Source organism: Micromonospora sp. NPDC005194 (assembly GCF_040608335.1).
Taxonomy (GTDB): domain Bacteria; phylum Actinomycetota; class Actinomycetes; order Mycobacteriales; family Micromonosporaceae; genus Micromonospora.
This window is the reverse complement of record NZ_JBEXIA010000013.1, coordinates 164,510-181,954: the sequence shown is the minus strand read 5'-3', so window position 1 is coordinate 181,954 and position 17,445 is coordinate 164,510. Positions and strand designations below refer to the sequence as shown.

The window sequence follows — 17,445 nt, the reverse complement described above, 5'->3', positions numbered from 1 at the left end:
AAGGCTCGACCAATCCGGGGTATAAATCATAATTGGCACTGGCTTTACAAGCACCCTGTTGAGTTCTCAAAGAACAACCACACACCGATCAGAAGCTCCACATTCCGTGGAACCCCGTTTCGGGGCAACCGCTCAAACCTACTTGGTCGAACTTTCGTTGTCAACCTCGTATCCGAGGCGATCAATCTGGTTCGTCCGGACCCACGATGACGCACGCCGTACCCGGCGGTCGTTTCTGTCGTGGGAAGCCGCAGACCGGCCGATCACCGCTTCGCGGCTCTCCGCCCGGCTCCTGCCGGCTTCAGAACTCTACCCGGTCGGCTTCGCGTTCGCAACCCCGTTGCTGGGGTGTCCCGCACCGCCCGATCCTCGGTCTCGCTCGGCGTTTCCGCCACGAGCCCGGTGCCCGTTCTCGGCCGGTTTGTCCGGCCTCCCCCGTGCAGAGAGAAAGTTACGCGGACCGCCGGGAGAAGGCAAATCAGGGTTCATCACTGGTTTGGTCGAGCGGATCGGCGCGGTCTGCACCCGCGGTCGGCGACGCCGCGCGCGTCGGCGTGCCAGAGTGTCAGGCATGGATGAGTCCGGGCTGGGCGCCACGGTGTTTGCCGAGGAAGCGCTGCTCGGCGTCCTCCTGCCGTTCTGGCAACTGGTGATCGGCGCGGTCGTGCTCGTGGTCCTCGTGCTCTCGGTGGGACGGCTGGCCCGTCGGGGCAGATCCCGGATGACCACCGCTCTGCTGGTCACCGCCGTGGTCATCGCCGGCTTCGCGACGATCGGCGTCCTGTTGGAGGGCTGAGCGCTCAGAGCCGGCGGTTCGCCAGGCTGGGCAGCTCGGCCCGGATGGCAGCGAGGCGGGCGAGGTCCAGGTCGGCGACGGCAACGCCGGGGCCGTCCGGCAGTTGCGTGAGGACCGTCCCCCACGGGTCGACCACCATGCTGCGCCCGAAGCACGTGCGGCCGGGCTCGTGGTCGCCCGTCTGACCGGCTGCCGCCACGAAACACTGGTTCTCGATGGCGCGGGCCCGCAACAGGACCTCCCAGTGGTCCCGCCCGGTGTGCAGCATGAACGCCGCCGGCACCACCAGCAGTTGGGCGCCGCCCTCGGTGGCGAGCCGCCGGTACAGCTCCGGGAAGCGCAGGTCGTAGCAGATCGACAGCCCGACCCGGAGACCCTCAACGTCCACGACGACGGGTTGGACGCCGGGCGCGACGCTCGCCGACTCCCGGTAGGAGACCCGGCCCGGGATCTCCACGTCGTACAGATGGATCTTCCGGTAGCTCGCGGCCAGGCTGCCGGCACGGTCGAAGACCAGCGACGTGTTCCAGGTGTGCTCCGGGTCCGGGCCGGCCTCGTGGAACGACCCGGCCAGCACCCACATGCCCAGCCGCCGGGCGACCCCCGCGAAGAAGCTGCCCACCTCGCCGTCGACCGGCTCCGGTTCGGGCAGGCCGGCCGCGGGGCCGAGATAGTCCACGTACTCCGGAAGGATGGCGAAGTCCGCCCCGCCGTCGACGGCGCGTTCCAGCAGCACCTCCGCGGCGGCCAGGTTGGCCTTGCGGTCATCCCGGGCGTTGAGCTGGCAGACGGCGACGCGCATGAGCCCAGAGTACGGCCGGGACGGCCGGCGCGGACAGCGTCAGATGCTGGCCAGCACCAGCGCCCCCGCGGCGAACCCGAGGCCAGCGATCTGGACCGGCCGTAGGCGTTCCCGGTCTACGGCGAGCGCGAGCAGCACCGTGCTGGCGGGATAGAGCGCGGCGATCGCCGCCACGATGCTGAGATGACCACGCGCGGCGGCGGCCATGAAGAGCGCGTTGGCGGCGCTGTCGAGCAGACCGGCGACGGCCGCCCAACCCAGCACCCGCCGGTCGAGCCGGAGCCGCACCCCGGTGCCGGCGGCGAGGATCAGGCCGAAGGCGATCGAGCTGGCCCGGACCGCCGCCACCGGCCACATGCCGGCACTCTCGCTGGCCTGGCCGAGCAGTGTGAAGAAGACGCCGAAGAGCGCGCCGGCGGCGAGGGCCAGACCCACCAGCCGCGCGGGAGCGCCCGGACCGCGGCCCCCTTCACCCAGGCTGACCAGGGCGATCGCCACCACGGCGAGGCCGGCGCCGGTGAGCGCCAACGCGCCGGGGAAGCTCGACGTGAACAGGCCGGCGACGATCGGCACCACCGCTGCGGTGATCGCGGTGACCGGCGCCACCACGGCCATCATTCCGCCGGCGAGCGCCCGGTAGAGCAGCATGACGCCGCCAGCGCCCGCCACCCCGGCGAGCAGCCCCCAGGCGATGTCGGCGAGGTTCGGGGTCCCGGGCACCACCAGCACCAGAGCGACCAGCAGGGGGACGCTCAGCAGTTGGGAGACCACGGTCACCGCGATCGGGTCCGCCCGGCGGGACGCCTTGCCGCCGGAGAAGTCGGCGGTGCCGAAGGCAATCGCGGACACCGCGGCCAGGAGAATGGGTAGCATGCCACTGTCGTACCACAATAGTGACCGTGGAGGATAGTTTGATGACCGACACAGGTGGCCGGGTGGCCGCGGTGACCGCCGCCGTCGCCCGGCAGGTACGGGAACTGCGCGCTGCCCGGGGCTGGTCCTTCGAGGAACTGGCCGGCCGCTCGGGGGTGAGCAAGGCGATGCTCGTGCAGATCGAGAGCGCCCGCACCAACCCCAGCGTCGGCACGCTGTGCCGGGTCGCTGACGCGTTCGGCGTCAACATCGCCCGACTGGTCGAGCCGGACGAGGAGCGGACGGTGCGGATCAGCTCCACGGCCGAGGCGCCCGTGCTCTGGCACGGAGAACACGGCGGCACCGGCCACCTGCTGAGCGGGCTGGGCGAGCCCGACCTGGTCGAGCTGTGGGACTGGCGGCTGGAGCCGGGGGAAGGACACCGCTCCTCCGACCACCCGCGCGGCACCCGCGAGGTGCTGCACGTCCTCGCCGGCGCGGTGATCGTCCACGTCGACGGGCAGGATCACGCCGTCCGGGCCGGTGACACGATCGAGTTCCACGCCGACCGGGAGCACGGCTACCGCAACGACGCCGCGGAACCGGCCCGGCTGATGATGGTGGCGGTCACCCCGTCGGGCGAGTGGGACCGCCGAACACGGTCACGCCGGCCGCGTCAGTAGCGAACGGCCGGCGTGGACGCGCGGAAGATCAGGCCGACTTCTCCTCGCGGTCCCGCCGGGCCCGACGCCCGGTGAACTCGCGCGGAACGATCGTCGGGTTGACGTTCTCCAGGACGACCTCGCGGGTGATCAGCACCCGGGCGGCGTCCGGGTTGCTCGGGACCTCGAACATCGCGGAGAGCAGAACCTCCTCGATGATGGCCCGCAGACCACGGGCACCCGTGCCCCGCAGCATCGCCTGGTCGGCGATCGCCTCCAACGCCGGCTCGTCGAACTCCAGCTCGACCCCGTCCAGCTCGAAGAGCCGCTGGTACTGCCGGACCAGCGCGTTGCGCGGCTCGGTGAGGATGCGCACCAGGGCGCTGCGGTCCAGGCTGCGCACATTGGTGATCACCGGGAGCCGGCCGACGAACTCGGGGATCAGGCCGAACTTGAGCATGTCTTCCGGCATGACCTGGCTGAAGATGTCATCGGTCGACCGGTCGGACACCGACCGGAGCCGTGCGCCGAAACCGGTGCCGCCCTGGCCGGTGCGGGACTCGATGATCTGATCAAGACCGGCGAACGCACCACCACAGATGAACAGCACGTTTGTGGTGTCGATCTGGATGAACTCCTGGTGCGGGTGCTTACGACCACCCTGCGGCGGCACGTTGGCCACCGTGCCTTCCAGCATCTTGAGCAGCGCCTGCTGCACACCCTCGCCGGAGACGTCCCGTGTGATCGACGGATTTTCCGACTTGCGGGCGATCTTGTCGACCTCGTCGATGTAGATGATGCCGGTCTCGGCGCGCTTGATGTCATAGTCCGCGGCCTGGATCAGCTTGAGGAGGATGTTCTCCACATCCTCACCGACGTAGCCCGCCTCGGTCAGCGCCGTGGCGTCGGCTATGGCGAACGGGACGTTCAACATCCGGGCGAGCGTCTGCGCCAGGTGGGTCTTGCCGCACCCGGTCGGCCCGAGCAGCAGGATGTTGGACTTGGCCAGCTCGACCGCGTCACTGCCGGAGCCCGGCGCGCCGGCCGCCTCGGCCTGGATGCGCTTGTAGTGGTTGTAGACCGCTACCGCGAGCGCCTTCTTGGCCTGATCCTGCCCGACGACGTAGTTGTCGAGGAACTGGCAGATCTCCATCGGCTTGGGAAGCTCTTCCCACTTCACCTCGCCGGACTCGGCCAACTCCTCTTCGATGATCTCGTTACAGAGATCGATGCACTCGTCGCAGATGTAGACCCCAGGGCCCGCGATGAGCTTCTTCACCTGCTTCTGCGACTTGCCGCAGAAGGAGCATTTCAGTAGGTCGCCGCCGTCACCGATCCGTGCCACCTACGTTCTCCCTGCACTCATCGGCCGGAGACCCGGCCCTGACCTGCGGACGCTGCGCGCCGCCCGGCTTGGTTCGCCACACCGGCCCAACCGGCGAAGCGGTACGGACCCGACGTTACCCGCTGGCGGGACATTCTCCGACCCCCAAAACGGGTGTGTCAGAGGTCGGCCGGGAACCAACGCCCCGGCCAACCCCTGACCCGGTACTGACTCAGCTGGCCGCGTTGGCAGCCAGCAGACCCTTCTTGCGGCTGGTCAGGATCGTGTCCACCAGCCCGTACTCCTTGGACTCCTCGGCCGTCATGATCTTGTCACGGTCGATGTCCTTGCGGACCTGCTCGATCGGGCGGTTGCAGTGGCGGGACAGCATGTCCTCCAACTGCGTCCGCATCCGCAGGATCTCCCGAGCCTGGATCTCGATGTCCGAGCCCTGCCCGTAGCCACCCTCGGTGGCCGGCTGGTGGATGATGATCCGCGAGTTCGGCAGGGCCATCCGCTTACCCGGCGTACCCGCCGACAGCAGCACCGCCGCCGCGCTGGCGGCCTGCCCGAGGCAGACCGTCGAGATGTCCGGACGGACGTACTGCATGGTGTCGTAGATCGCCGTCATCGCGGTGAACGAGCCACCCGGCGAGTTGATGTACATGATGATGTCGCGGTCCGGGTCGGTGCCCTCCAGCGTCAGCAGCTGGGCCATCACGTCGTTGGCCGACGCGTCGTCCACCTGGACACCGAGGAAGATGATCCGGTCCTCGAAGAGCTTGTTGTACGGGTTCGACTCCTTGACCCCGTACGACGTGCGCTCGACGAACGACGGCAGCACGTAGCGGTTGTGCACGGCCGCGAACTGGGGCGGCAAGCTCAGATCGGTCATCGTCAGCTCCTCAGCTCAGGGTCCCGGCGCCATCCGGAACCTGAGCGGCCCCGATGATCACCTTGTCGATGAAGCCGTAGTCCATGGCCTCCTGGGCGGTGAACCAACGGTCCCGGTCCGAGTCGGCCTCGATCTGCGACTGGCTCTGGCCGGTGTGGTGGGCGACGCGCTCCTGGAACATCCGCTTCGTGTAGAGCATCTGCTCCGCCTGGATGGCGATGTCGGACGCCGTGCCGCCCAGACCACCGGACGGCTGGTGCATCATGATCCGAGCGTGCGGCAGGGCGTAACGCTTGCCCTTGGTGCCCGCGCAGAGCAGCAGCTGACCCATCGAGGCAGCCATGCCCATCGCCACTGTCGACACGTCGTTGTCGATGAACTGCATGGTGTCGTAGATCGCCATGCCGGAGTAGACCGAGCCACCCGGCGAGTTGATCCACAGGTTGATGTCGCGGTCCGGGTCCTCCGCGGCGAGCAGCAGCAGCTGCGCGCAGATGCGGTTGGCGACCTGGTCGGTCACCTCACTGCCCAGGAAGATGATGCGTTCCTTGAGCAACCGGTTGTAGACCGAGTCGTCGAGGTTGCCAATGGAGTCGCCACCGCGCGCGTCAATCGCCCGGAGCGACTTCTTGGGGATGTGCATGTCGGTCATGGCAGCCCTTCGCTCTCCGTACCGTCTTTCCCGACACTAACCGCTGTACGGGGCGGCAGAGCCCCGGTCGGGGCACTGTTCGCTCTCAGCGCAGCTGTGTCAGGCGCACCCGCGGCGCGGGCGTCCGGGCGTACCCCGGAAAGGATTCGGCCGCCGTGCACCGCGCAGCGGCGGACGGCGGCCGCACCCGACGATCAGTGCTCGTGGTTGTGCTCCGCCTCGTTGGCGGCGCGCAGCGCGTCCAGGGTGACCTCGTTGCCGGCCGAGTCCTTGATCGTGATCCGCTCCATGACGGCCGCGAGCGCCTTGCCCCGCCGCACGTCACCGAAGACCGCGGCGGCCGCGCCGGAGCGCACCAGCTGGTCGTAGTACTGCTGCGGGGCCATCCCGGCGCGCTGCGCCCGGTGCACGATCTCGTGCCCGAACTCGTCGTCGGAGACCTGCACGTCCTCGGCGTCGGCCAGCGTGTCCAGCAGGAGCTGCACCTTGACGCCCTCGGTCGCCGCCTCGGTCAGCTCGGCGTCGATCTGCTCCTCGGTCTTCTCCTCGGCCGCCAGGTACTCCTCAAGCGAGGCGCCGATCCGCTCCAGCTGGTCGACCATCGCCTGCTTGCGGCTCGCGACCTCCTCGCGGACGACACCCTCCGGCGCCGGCACCTCGGCGGCCTCGACCAGCTGCGCCAGCGCCTTGTCCCGGGCCGCGTAGATCTGCTCGACCTGCTTGCCCTGCGTGACCCGCGCCCGCAGGTCGCCGCGCAGCTCCTCGATCGTGTCGAACTCGCTGGCCATCTGGGCGAACTCGTCGTTCAGCTCCGGCAGCTCCTTCTCCTTGACCGTGCGCACGGTCACCGCCACGTCGGCGTCCCGGCCGGCGAAGTCGCCGCCGACCAGCTGGGTGGTGAAGGTGGTGCTGTCGCCGGCGGCGAGACCGACCACGGCCTCGTCCAGCCCCGGCAGGAGCTGCTTGCTGCCCACCTCGTGGGAGATGTTGCTGGCCTGGCCGCCCGGCACGTCCTCGCCGTCGACGGTGGCGTTCAGGTCGATCTGCACGTAGTCGCCCTCGGCGGCGGCGCGCTCGACGGTCTTGAGGGTGGCGAACCGCTCGCGCAGGTTCTTCACCTGCTCGTCGATCTCGCTCTCGTCGATCTGCAGCTCGTCGACGGTCACCTCGATGGTGCTCGCGTCGGGCAGCGTGATCTCCGGACGGACGTCGACCTCGGCGGTGAAGTTCAGCGAGTCACCGTCGTTGAACTCGGTGATCTCGACCTCGGGACGTCCCAGCGTCTTCAGGTCGTGCTCGCGCACCGCGGCGAGGATGTTCTCCGGGATGGCGTCCTGGACCGCCTCGTTGAGGACGGTGCCCCGGCCCACCCGCTGGTCGATCACCGCGGTCGGCACCTTGCCCCGGCGGAAGCCCGGGACCTGGACCTGCGAACCGATCTCCCGGTACGCCTTCTTGAGGCTCGGCTCGAGCTCGACGAACGGCACCTCGATGGCGAGCCGCACGCGCGTCGGGCTCAGAGTCTCGACGGTGCTCTTCACAGGCGTACTCCTTGACGGATCTTGGTTTTGATTCTGGGCCTTCGATTGGCCCATCGAGTGTAGGCGAGCCGGCGGGGCCGGCCCGCAGCGCCCGGGGCGACCCGGACGCGCACGACAGTCGGGGTGGCGGGATTTGAACCCACGGCCCCTCGCTCCCAAAGCGAGTGCGCTACCAAGCTGCGCCACACCCCGTGGCGACGTGCAGTCTATGCCGTCGCCGCGCCTCAGGCGGTGCCGGGGCGTCCCCCACCCGGACATATCCCCCAAAGGCCGCACCTTGTGCCCCGCGCGCCCGCGCCCGACGTCAAGATCCGCACGACTTCGGGGATGTGGGGGTATCCGCGAGCCGGGACACCGCCATTTCCCCGAAGTGGTGCGGATCTTGGGCGGTCGACACACGACGCGCGTGTCCCGCGACGCCGCGGGGCGGTGGCGCGGCTGCGCACCGGACACGGGCATTGGGTACGCTGTCGGCGCGTCCCGTTTCGGCGGGGCGGAGCGCGGGCGTAGCTCAATGGCAGAGCTTCAGTCTTCCAAACTGACGGTGCGGGTTCGATTCCCGTCGCCCGCTCCACCCATGAAGGCCCAGGCAGACCGCATCGCGGCACCTGGGCCCTTCGCTCTCTCCTCCATCGTCGATCCGCGTGCGCCCGCGTGCCGTGCAGCGGCGGCGGCCCGTACCGGCGATACGGCGCAGCCCAGCTCGCGCTCCCGCTCGCTGGTGTCGTGCCGGCGGCCAGATCATGCCAACTGCCGGCGTGGGAAGCCGATGTCGTCGAAGAGTGAGTAGTGCTCGGCGAACGCCGTGACGGCGCGCTGGGCGGCGGCGACGGTCTCGTCCACGGTCGTGAGGTTCTCGGTGACGCGCATGACCGTGTGCTCGCCTGCCGGATGCTCGAACACGGGACGGAGGAGATCGACCTCGATCGCAGCGGTCAGGGTGAAACCGTCCTCGCGTAACGCAAGCCGCAGGTAGAGGCGAATCTCGGAAAGGGAATCGGTGGCCGCCACCGGGAGGTGCGGCAGCGTGAACGTCAGGGCATGGAACGTCAGCTTCCCGCCGTCGCTCGGGTCGAACACCAGACGACTCCCCGACATCAGGACCTCGTCCTCTTCGCCAGGCACCGTAAGGTCATAGTTCAGGCGGACCTCGGTGAAATCCCGCTCGACCTCCCACGACGCCTCGGTCATCCCACGCAGCAGAGCAGCCATCGCCGAGCTCACCGTGTCCACGGTGGCCGAGCCTAGGGCAACGCCCGGGCCAGATGGCGACGCGGCAGGAGGTCCCGAAACGGACCAGGTACCTATGGAGACCTCGTGAGCCATGCGGCGAGCAAATCGCTTATTTCCTCGCCGAGGGCGGGTGCGGCAGTCCGGGCCAGCACGAGAAGGTCCGCATGCTGGTCGGTCGTCACACCGAGAGCGGGCAGCGGCGTGTGGCGCCAGGTCGTATGGCTGACGTCTCGCACGAGCCCGGTCACGTCGGCACGACCGCGATGGGACAGCCCCGCATAGGGGTCGACGGCCAGGAGCAGGCGGCAGGCAATCGCACGGGTACGGGTCCCCTGCCCAGCAGCCGATAGCCCGCGCGCCGCAGTTCCACCCGCGCTCCGGCGAGCAACTGCCAGGCCAGCTCGGCCGGCAAGGGTGCCGCGACGGGCCGTGGCGCCGTGGTGGCCTCGCGGACGACCGCCGGTGAGGGGTCGGTCAGCAACGGCATGGCCTGGCTCGCCTCGACGGCGTCGAGCTGGCGGAGGCCGCGTATGGCCGCGGCGCGAATCGTCGCGACCGGGTGGATGAGGAGCTGGTTCAGCAGCGGCGCGTCGCTCTCCGACGCACTCTCGCTGAATCCGAGGAGGGCACCCAGCGTGGGGCGCGGGGCCGATGACCGCCGCCCGGTGGTGCGCCCGCGCGTCGGTGCCGACGCGCCGTGCGGCCGCCCTGGCGATGGCCCGCACCAGCGACGCGCTGTCGTCGAGACGGGTCGCCACCTCGGCCTGCTCTCCGAAGCGCAGCAGACCGATCAGGGCGATCGCCCGTACGTCCGGGCTGCGGATGCCGGCCAGCCGCCGCAGGATCGGGAGTCGCTCGCTCCACACCGCCTCCCGGCAGGCGGCCTCGGCCACCAGCGACCGGATGCGCACGTCGGTCTCGGACTCGGCAAGGGCGACCAGGTTCGTCGATCCGCAGCCAGCGCTGCGCCACCTCCATCTCGACGACCAGCCGCCGCTGGGCCACCGAACCCGAGGTGCCGACCACCCGGCGTACGGCCGGCGGCGCGCTGAGCAGCGTGGCGGCGACCTGGTTGGCGGCGAAGCCACCGTCGTCGACTGGTCCGACGGGTACCACAGCGCCTGTCGGGTGCGTTCGTCGAGCCGGACGACCAGCTTCGGGGAACGAGCCAGCGCCCGCAGTGCCGCCCGGCCAAAGTCGTGGTCGCCGTTGGCGCCGACGTCGGCCAGGAGGAGGGCGAGGTGCTCCAGCGCCCGCCTACCGGCGCCGGCTGGCTGGCCGGTCGCTGCTCCCTCGGTTGTGGGCTGAGCGGGTGCGTCGCCCAGACGGCGCGATTGAGGGCCTGGCGCCAGCGACTGACAGCGACCTGGTTCGTGTGCGGCGGAATCCGTCGGACCTGATGGACGCCGGGTAAGACACCACCAAACCGATGCTGCCATCGCTGCAGCCCCAGGCAGCGCGGTTTGCACGACAGACAAGCGGACCACCGGCAGCTGCTCAATGAATCGGAGGGACCGGCCTGACCGGAGTCTCGCCCACAAGGCCGCCACTGTAAATGATCTTCGCCAACTGCGGGTCGCGGTAAGCCGTTGCGAGGGTGAGCCAGTTCAGCAGGCTGCCGTAGCCCCCACAGATCGCGGATCCGCCGTCTCCGCCGCAGAAGACCGAGGGGTCGGTGGTGAACTCGGCCCGGAGCCGGCCACTTTTGGATCAAGAAGATTCGGCCAGCCAACCGAAGGTCGCCAGCAGCCCTGGACATGGAATCCGCCTCCGGCAAACCTTGACACTCGTCGATCTGTGCACTGGTGTAAGGACCACGCACATCGACGTCCGTCACAGGAGGGCACATGATCGTCCGACGACGGTGGACGGCTGCCGCCACCACAGCGATCCTGATCAGCGCGGCGCTGTCCCATCCCGGCTCCGCTGCGGCGGCACCCGCCCCAGCGGCCACACCGATCACCCTGGCCGCGACCGAGACCGCTCTGGTCCGGGTACAGCTGCGCGATCAGGCCCAGCTCGACAGGTTGGTCGCCACCGGCGCCGACCTGGCCAACCGGCCCCGGGCGCGGGACGGGCGGATCCTCGCCGACCTGGTGCTGACCGGCGCGCAGCTCGCCGACCTCACCGCCCAGGGCGCCACCGCCACCCAGATCGTTCAACGGGCCGGCGACGGCAGCCGGCACTTCGCGGACAGCGTCCGCGCGGCGCAGGCCCGTACCGCCGCCGGGCTGCGCGCGCCGGGCACCGGACAGCGCACCACCGCCGCCGTCGGGGTCGACACCCTCGCGGTGCAGCAGGCGTACTGGTGGACCACCGGTGGGCAGACGTTCCTGCAGGCGCAGGTGGCCACCACCGCCACCGACGACCCGGACGTGGAGATCACCGTCAGTTGGCGGACCGCGGACGGCGCCGCCGGATCGTTCCCGCTCTACCGGTTCGAGGACTCGGGCGAGTACCAGTACCACTACAACCTCCCCCAGCCGGTGCCGAGCCGGCCGGTCCAGCTGACCGCCACCTCCAGCCTCGGCGGGGTCAGCCGGGCGGTCACGCCGTCGCTGTGGCCGAACGCCACCCCGCCGCCGCTGCCGGCCGGCTACCAGAAGGACTTCATCGACGCGTACCTGACGCCGGTGGACATCCAGGCGCGGATCAAGCGGCTGGCCCGCCAGTACCGGGACCTGGTGGACGTCATCGACCTGCCGAGCAAGACCCAGGGGTACCGCCGCAACGCCGTCGCGTACCTGGGTGACCCGGCAGTCTCCGCCGTGGTGGTCGAGTCGGTCCGCTTCGGTGACCAGGGCATGAACGGCGTCCAGGTGCGCACGGTCGACCCGGGCCGGCCCTCCCGGCCGCTGACCGTCGGCTACCGGGACCGCGTCCTCACGGTCACGCTCGCCACCGACGCGGCCGGCAAGACGGTGAGCACCACCGACGACGTCGCCGCGGCCATCAACGCCCGGCAGGCGAACCGGTTCCGGGCCACCGTCGAGGACGGCTCGACCGGGCTGCCGATGCCGGTCGCCGGTCCGGCCCGCCTCGACGACGGCCTCCAGGGCACCGAGGTGCCGGCGAAGCCGTGGACGGTGCAGGCGCTGCGCCTCGGCGTGCACCGCGACGGCTCCCGGGTCGGGGTGCTGGCGTACTCCCAGGAACACGCCCGGGAATGGGCCACCCCGCTGGTGACGCTGGAGTTCGCCGAGCGGATGCTGGCCAACGCCCGTACCGACCCGGCCACCCGTCAGCTGCTGGAACAGGTCGACATCTTCGTCATCCCAACGGTCAACCCGGACGGGGCGAACTACTCGTTCAACGACTACAACTTCCAGCGCAAGAACCTGGTCAACCACTGCACCGGGCCGGCCCGCGACCCGCGCTACCGCACCTCGTGGGGCGTCGACGTCAACCGCAACTACACCGTCGGGTCGTACTTCGACGGGTACGTGGGGGCCAGCGCCAACTGTCTCTCCGGCAACTACGCCGGCACGGCGGAGCTGTCCGAGGCGGAGAGCGGCAACGTCATCGCGCTGGCCAAGGCCCACCCGAACATCAAATTCGCGATGAACGTGCACTCCTACGGCGGGTACTTCATGTGGCCGCCGGGGGCGTACCGGGCCGACGGTCGGATCACCCTGCCCCGACCGTCGATCGACGAGTCGACGCTGTTCCTGAACAGCGCCCGGCGCATCGTGGGCGCCATCGCCCAGGAGCGCGGCACGGTGACCTGGCCGTCGCAGACCGGCCCGGTCGCCGACGTGCTCTACTCCGCCGCCGGCAACTCGGCCGACCAGCTCTACTACGAGCTGGGCATCTTCGCCTGGGACTTCGAGGTCGGCAACGACCGCTGGAATCCGGCCACCGGCGAGTGGGAGGGCGTCGGCTTCCAGCCGCCGTTCGACGAGGCGCACGGCGAGTCCCAGGAGTACGCGGGCGGCCTGGTCGAACTGGTCCGGGTGGCCCGCGACCACGCCGCCGCCGAGGCGGCCACCGGCTGACCCGGCAGGGATGCCGGGTCGACTCGGCTGACCCGAACGACGGACGCGCCGGCCGGCCACGGATGATCCGTGGCCGGCCGGGTAAGCAGCGGCCTTGCCTGGTGGGGAGACGACCGGCGTCGCGGTGTCGCGCGACGCCGACGCACGGGCGGGCGGCCTGGCCGGCCCGCCCGTGCGCACCCCGGTTCAGTTCGAGGTGATCCAGTTCCAGGCCGAGACGACCCACTCGGTCTGCTGCAGCCAGGCCACGCCGAGACCGACGAGGAAGACAGCGGTGGCCAGGTGTGCCCCCCGCGCGCTGCGCCGGACCCGCCCGAGCTGCCGCTCCAGCACCAACCGACCGATCACCCGGGCCAGCGCGAACAGGCCGACCGCCACCAGCAGGCTCAACACGAGCACCAGCAGCGGGCCCGACAGATCGCCGCCACCGGAGAGCGCCCAGATCCCCCAGCACACGAACGCGAACAGGCCACCCGCCGCGCTCCACTCGCCGCCGCGACGTAACTGGGCCAGGCGCCAGCTCAACGGCCGGCGCGCCGCCGGCTCGCCCGGCCAGCCCGTACCGGTCGGCTCCTGCTCGACCACCGGAAACGGTTCGGTCCGTGGGTTACGCGGCTGACCCACCGGCGCCACACCCCGGCGGAACCCGTCCCGCTGCGGCGGCACCCCGACGCCGGCCTGCGGTGGGACCTCCACGGTTCGCTCCGCCCACGGCTGCGTCTGGTCTGCCATCTCGTCCTCCCCCTGACCGGCGGCACCCCCGAATTCGAGGAGCCAGCCGGCGAACCCGACCGGCGGCACGATCACCGCCCGAATCCGAGGGTAGCCAGCCGGCAAATCGGTCGCCGACCGCCGTCCGGCGCGAACCCGGCACGACGTGCCGAATTCCACACCGGGCGAGGTACGGTCGGCTGATGGGTGATCCGGAGCGACGCAGGCGACGGCTGCGCCACCAGTCCGACTCCGACCCGGCCGGGCGCGGCGCCGACGGTTCGACGGTCAGCACGGCCGGCGTACACGACGGCGTGGAGTCGCCGCCGCGGCGTCGGGGGCCCGGCGGCGACGACCGCGACGGCGAGCGGGGTTTACGGGGGCTGGTTGGCTCCGGCTCGTCCCAGGTGGGGCTGAGCGCCGCGCTGCGGGCCCGGGACGCCGCCCGGCCCACCGACGACGACCTTGCCGAGGCGGAGGCCCGGGTGGTCGTCGTCCGCCGCAACTGGGTGCCCCGCGAGGAGCTGCCCCGCTCGCCGCGCTGAGGGCGGCGGCCCGGGTCAGGGCAGGTCGGGCAGTTCCCGGGTCTGCTCGTACGTGGCGACCTGGATGATCCGGCGGGCGTGCCGCTCGTTGCCGGAGAACGGCGTGTTCAGGAACGCCTCGACGATGCCGGTGGCCTCGTCCAGGGTGTGCTGGCGGGCGCCCACCGCGACGACGTTCGCGTCGTTGTGCTGGCGGGCGAGCTGAGCCGTCTCGACGCTCCAGGCCAGCGCGGCGCGTACGCCGACGACCTTGTTCGCGGCGATCTGCTCGCCGTTGCCGGACCCGCCGATGACCACCCCCAGGGAGGTCTCGTCGGCCACCACCCGGTCACCCGTGTGCAGGCAGAACGTCGGGTAGTCGTCGTCCGGGTCGTAGCTGTGCGGGCCGACGTCGACCACGTCGTACCCCTGCTTGGCCAGGTGATTGGCCAGGTGCACCTTCAACTCGAAACCGGCGTGGTCGGATCCCAGGTAGACGCGCATACCGGGCAGTCTGTCAGGCCGCGCTCTCCGACGCCGCAGGGGCGGCGTCGGAGAGCAGGGTTCGTCACACGGTCGGGCGGATGGTCACTCAGCGCGGCAGTTCGGCGACCACCAGGCCGCCGCGCGCCTTCGGGGTGAACCAGGTGCTCTTGCGGGGCATCTTCTCCCGGGCCAGGTTCACCGCGACGAAGTCCGCCACGGTCACCGGCGCGATGAGGACGGCCAGCTCGGCCCGCCCGGCGTCGACCTCTTCGGTGAGCCAGCTCGCCGGGTAGTCACCGCCCACGTAGGTGATCCGTTTGTCGCCCGGATCCAACCCCAGGGCGTCGCGCAGCAGCAGCCGCTCGACCAGGGCGTGATCCAGGTTCTCCAGGCGGGCGTCGGCGGTGGCGGGCAGGCGCACCGCGTACCCCTGGCCGGCCAGCCGGAGGTGGACGGTGCCGCCGGCCGCCGGGACCTCGACCGGGCCGTCGATGGGCTCGACCTCGGCCCCCGCCGCGCGCAACCGGTCGAGCAGCTCGGCCGGCGTGGTGGTCAGCTCGCTGACCAGCCGGTTGTACGGCTGGATGGCCACCGACGCGGGGGTGGTGACCACGGCCAGGAAGCGCGACAACCCGCCGGTCTGGGCGGCCAGGCTGCGGTGGTTGCCGTCGGCGACGACCAGCTCGCCGCCACCGGCGAGAGCGGTCAGCGCGTCCTGCTCCGGGCCGGGGCCGACCAGCCAGATGGCGTGGGTGCGCCCTGCCTGGTCGGTGTCGGTCGCGGCGGGCACCCCGGCCGCGTCGGTCGCCGCCGCGAGCGCGGCGTGCAGCTCGTCGCCGCTCCCGGTCTGCAGCAGGAGTACGGGTGAGAGCAGGTGACCCAGCGCATCGGCCAGCGCGACACGCTCGCGCACCTTGGCGATGAAGACGTCCTCGTTGCGGATGACCAGGCCCGGCTCGTCGGCCCGGGTGGAGATCTGGTCGGTGTCGACCATCGCGAACAGCCCGTACGCCGGTTCCTCGCCCGGGGCGCTGATCCGGTACAGCACGATGACCTGCTCGGCGGGGGTGTAGCTGCCGTCGGCCTTGGCCTCGGCGAGGCGGGCCACCGAGTCCGGCAGCGCGTCGAGGAACGACTTGCCCAGGCTGCCGGGGGCCCGATGCGGCATCTCGATGCCGAGGGCACTGTGCGGGTTCGCCTCGATGATCGCGGTGATCTCCGCGTCGTCGGCGAACTCGTCGTAGTTCTGCGCGCCGGTGCCGCCAGTGGTGATCCAGGCCCGGGCGATCGGATGTACGACCGTCATGCCCACTGACGCTACCGGCGGCGACGTCGCTGGCGACGGGGACCCGCGCGGCGTCCACCAGATGAAAGTGCCGGGCCCGGACGTGATGTCAGCCGGCGCGGCCGGACGCGCCGTTGTGCCGCCGGTGTCGGCCGGCCACGACCGGTCCGGCGTTGCCGCGCCGGCCGTTCGCGACGGGCCCGGTGATGGCGTTGCGCCGGGGTGCGGCCGGCGGTCCCGGCACGGGACGCGGTTCCGGGGGTGGCGCCGGAACGGGTCGCGGGTTCAGCGGCGGCGTCGGCACGGGACGCGGGGCGGTGGGTGCCGGCGGGGGCGGGGCGGGCTCAGCCGGCGCGGCAGCCACCACGACGGGTTCCACGGCCGACGATCCGACCGCCGCCGGCACCACCGGCGTCGACACGACGGGCGTCGCGGGCTGCGCCGGTGTGACCGGTGCGGGCTGTGCCGGTGTGACCGGTGCGGGCGTCAGCCGTGAGGTGACCGGCACCCGGGCCACGCCGACCACGATGGGCGGGGCGAGCAGGTCCACCACGTGGGCGGGAAGGTCGGGGCGGACCGTCGGCCAGCGGGAGTCGTCTACCGACCAGTACGCCGCGCCGGGAGTCTCGATCACCCCCTGTCGGGTCAACTGATCGTCACCGGACGCACGGTGCTTGGCCATCGGGATTGCCTCCACGAGCTGCGGGGTGCGGCCCTGCGGGTCGCTGCGGCGGACACCGAGGGAAACGACGCCGCCCGCCCAGCGGTGACGCTGTGACCGCGAGGCGTACCCACCACCCGGCGCGGCGCACCCCCGCCCGGTCCCACGAGCTGGGGACCGGACGGGGGCGCGTGGCGGTCGCGGTCAGTCGAAGATCGGGGACTGCTCGCGGGTGCGCTTGAGCTCGTAGAAGCCCGGGGTGCCGGCGACCAGGAGGACGCCGTCCCAGAGCCGGCCGGCGGCCTCGCCCTTCGGGCGCGGCGTGATCACCGGGCCGAAGAACGCGACCGGGCTGCCGTCCGGGCCGGGCGCGTGGACGACCGGGGTGCCGACGTCCTGCCCGACGGGGCGCATGCCGGCCTCGTGGCTGGCCCGCAGCGCCTCGTCGTACTCGGTGCTGTCGGCGGCGGCGGCCAGCGCCGGGTCCAGGCCGGCCTCGGTCAGCGCGGCGACGTAGAGCTCCGGCCCGAGCTGCTCCTTACCGAGGTGGATGCGGGTGCCCAGCGCGGTGTAGAGCTTGCGCAGCGCGTCGCTGCCGTAGCGTTGCTCGGCGGCGATGCACACCCGCACCGGGCCCCAGCCGTTGTCCATCAGTTCCCGGTACTGCTCTGGCAGGTCCCTGCCCTCGTTGAGCACGGACAGGCTCATGACGTGGTAGCGGATGTCCACTTCGCGGACCTGCTCGACCTCCAGCAGCCAGCGGGACGTGATCCACGCCCACGGGCAAATCGGGTCGAACCACATGTCGGCGGTGACACGATCGGTCACGGTGAGGTCCCTTCGCGACGGGTGACGCCGGCAGTCCGGCGTCTCACCTCGATCCTCACCCCACGGCCCATCGACCGGCACCCGAATGAGAGCGTGACCTCGCCCACCGCCGGCTGCCCGTACGTGGAAGACTCGGATCGGGCCGGACGTCACGAGCGGTCGGCAGACGGGCGCCGCCGGGCGTACGGCGAGACGTGG

The 17,445-nt window shown here is 71.1% G+C and carries 16 protein-coding genes and 2 tRNA genes; 5 read left to right on the top strand and 13 right to left on the bottom strand.

Features of this window, described 5'->3' with window-relative positions:
- Positions 1-571: 571 nt before the first annotated feature.
- The gene (locus tag ABZU53_RS14580; protein WP_354861749.1) at positions 572-796 is read left to right on the top strand and encodes a hypothetical protein; all 225 of its coding nucleotides are present in this window, start codon (positions 572-574) and stop codon (positions 794-796) included.
- A 4-nt stretch (positions 797-800) separates the two neighbouring features.
- Here ABZU53_RS14580 and ABZU53_RS14575 read toward each other — a convergent pair whose 3' ends face one another.
- Both ABZU53_RS14575 and ABZU53_RS14570 read right to left on the bottom strand, forming a co-directional pair.
- On the bottom strand, positions 801-1,598 hold the full coding sequence (locus ABZU53_RS14575) for a carbon-nitrogen hydrolase family protein (protein WP_355066209.1): 798 nt from the start codon (positions 1,596-1,598) through the stop codon (positions 801-803).
- A gap of 39 nt (positions 1,599-1,637) precedes the next feature.
- The gene (locus ABZU53_RS14570) at positions 1,638-2,471 is read right to left on the bottom strand and encodes a DMT family transporter (RefSeq protein ID WP_355066207.1); all 834 of its coding nucleotides are present in this window, start codon (positions 2,469-2,471) and stop codon (positions 1,638-1,640) included.
- 41 nt (positions 2,472-2,512) lie between these two features.
- On the opposite strand from ABZU53_RS14570, the gene ABZU53_RS14565 reads away from it, so the two are divergent.
- Positions 2,513-3,133, top strand: coding sequence for an XRE family transcriptional regulator (locus tag ABZU53_RS14565; protein WP_355066205.1), 621 nt, complete (start codon positions 2,513-2,515; stop codon positions 3,131-3,133).
- A gap of 28 nt (positions 3,134-3,161) precedes the next feature.
- On the opposite strand, the gene clpX is transcribed toward ABZU53_RS14565, so the two are convergent.
- The 5 genes from clpX to ABZU53_RS14540 all read right to left on the bottom strand — a co-directional run bounded on the left by clpX (position 3,162) and on the right by ABZU53_RS14540 (position 7,716).
- Positions 3,162-4,457 carry an ATP-dependent Clp protease ATP-binding subunit ClpX gene (gene clpX, locus ABZU53_RS14560; RefSeq protein ID WP_139588132.1) on the bottom strand — a complete coding sequence of 432 codons (1,296 nt, stop codon included), beginning with the start codon at positions 4,455-4,457 and terminating at the stop codon, positions 3,162-3,164.
- Positions 4,458-4,668: 211 nt separating this feature from the next.
- The gene (locus ABZU53_RS14555; protein ID WP_121652300.1) at positions 4,669-5,331 is read right to left on the bottom strand and encodes an ATP-dependent Clp protease proteolytic subunit; all 663 of its coding nucleotides are present in this window, start codon (positions 5,329-5,331) and stop codon (positions 4,669-4,671) included.
- A 10-nt stretch (positions 5,332-5,341) separates the two neighbouring features.
- Positions 5,342-5,983, bottom strand: coding sequence for an ATP-dependent Clp protease proteolytic subunit (locus tag ABZU53_RS14550; RefSeq protein ID WP_007464111.1), 642 nt, complete (start codon positions 5,981-5,983; stop codon positions 5,342-5,344).
- A 194-nt stretch (positions 5,984-6,177) separates the two neighbouring features.
- Positions 6,178-7,524 carry a trigger factor gene (tig, locus tag ABZU53_RS14545; protein WP_354861756.1) on the bottom strand — a complete coding sequence of 449 codons (1,347 nt, stop codon included), beginning with the start codon at positions 7,522-7,524 and terminating at the stop codon, positions 6,178-6,180.
- A gap of 118 nt (positions 7,525-7,642) precedes the next feature.
- Positions 7,643-7,716: transfer RNA gene (locus tag ABZU53_RS14540), tRNA-Pro, on the bottom strand.
- 308 nt (positions 7,717-8,024) lie between these two features.
- On the opposite strand from ABZU53_RS14540, the gene ABZU53_RS14535 reads away from it, so the two are divergent.
- A tRNA-Gly gene (locus tag ABZU53_RS14535) sits at positions 8,025-8,098 on the top strand.
- 167 nt (positions 8,099-8,265) lie between these two features.
- Here ABZU53_RS14535 and ABZU53_RS14530 read toward each other — a convergent pair.
- On the bottom strand, positions 8,266-8,757 hold the full coding sequence (locus ABZU53_RS14530) for a hypothetical protein (protein ID WP_355066203.1): 492 nt from the start codon (positions 8,755-8,757) through the stop codon (positions 8,266-8,268).
- Positions 8,758-10,604: 1,847 nt separating this feature from the next.
- On the opposite strand from ABZU53_RS14530, the gene ABZU53_RS14525 reads away from it, so the two are divergent.
- A complete protein-coding gene (locus ABZU53_RS14525; protein ID WP_355066201.1) occupies positions 10,605-12,752 on the top strand; it encodes a M14 family zinc carboxypeptidase in 2,148 nt (715 codons plus the stop codon).
- Between the two features lie 186 nt (positions 12,753-12,938).
- Here the strand turns inward: ABZU53_RS14525 and ABZU53_RS14520 are convergent, their stop codons facing one another.
- On the bottom strand, positions 12,939-13,484 hold the full coding sequence (locus tag ABZU53_RS14520; protein WP_354861766.1) for a hypothetical protein: 546 nt from the start codon (positions 13,482-13,484) through the stop codon (positions 12,939-12,941).
- Positions 13,485-13,666: 182 nt separating this feature from the next.
- Here ABZU53_RS14520 and ABZU53_RS14515 point away from each other — a divergent pair, with 182 nt between their 5' ends.
- Positions 13,667-14,008 carry a hypothetical protein gene (locus ABZU53_RS14515; protein WP_355066199.1) on the top strand — a complete coding sequence of 114 codons (342 nt, stop codon included), beginning with the start codon at positions 13,667-13,669 and terminating at the stop codon, positions 14,006-14,008.
- Positions 14,009-14,023: 15 nt separating this feature from the next.
- Here ABZU53_RS14515 and ABZU53_RS14510 read toward each other — a convergent pair whose 3' ends face one another.
- The 4 genes from ABZU53_RS14510 to ABZU53_RS14495 form a co-directional block, all read right to left on the bottom strand.
- Positions 14,024-14,491: a ribose-5-phosphate isomerase gene (locus ABZU53_RS14510; RefSeq protein WP_354861770.1), complete on the bottom strand. Its 468-nt coding sequence runs from the start codon at positions 14,489-14,491 to the stop codon at positions 14,024-14,026.
- Positions 14,492-14,579: 88 nt separating this feature from the next.
- Positions 14,580-15,779, bottom strand: coding sequence for a DUF1015 family protein (locus ABZU53_RS14505; RefSeq protein WP_355066197.1), 1,200 nt, complete (start codon positions 15,777-15,779; stop codon positions 14,580-14,582).
- Positions 15,780-15,867: 88 nt separating this feature from the next.
- Positions 15,868-16,440: a hypothetical protein gene (locus ABZU53_RS14500; RefSeq protein ID WP_355066195.1), complete on the bottom strand. Its 573-nt coding sequence runs from the start codon at positions 16,438-16,440 to the stop codon at positions 15,868-15,870.
- 183 nt (positions 16,441-16,623) lie between these two features.
- On the bottom strand, positions 16,624-17,247 hold the full coding sequence (locus tag ABZU53_RS14495; protein ID WP_354860576.1) for a disulfide bond formation protein DsbA: 624 nt from the start codon (positions 17,245-17,247) through the stop codon (positions 16,624-16,626).
- Positions 17,248-17,445: the final 198 nt, after the last annotated feature.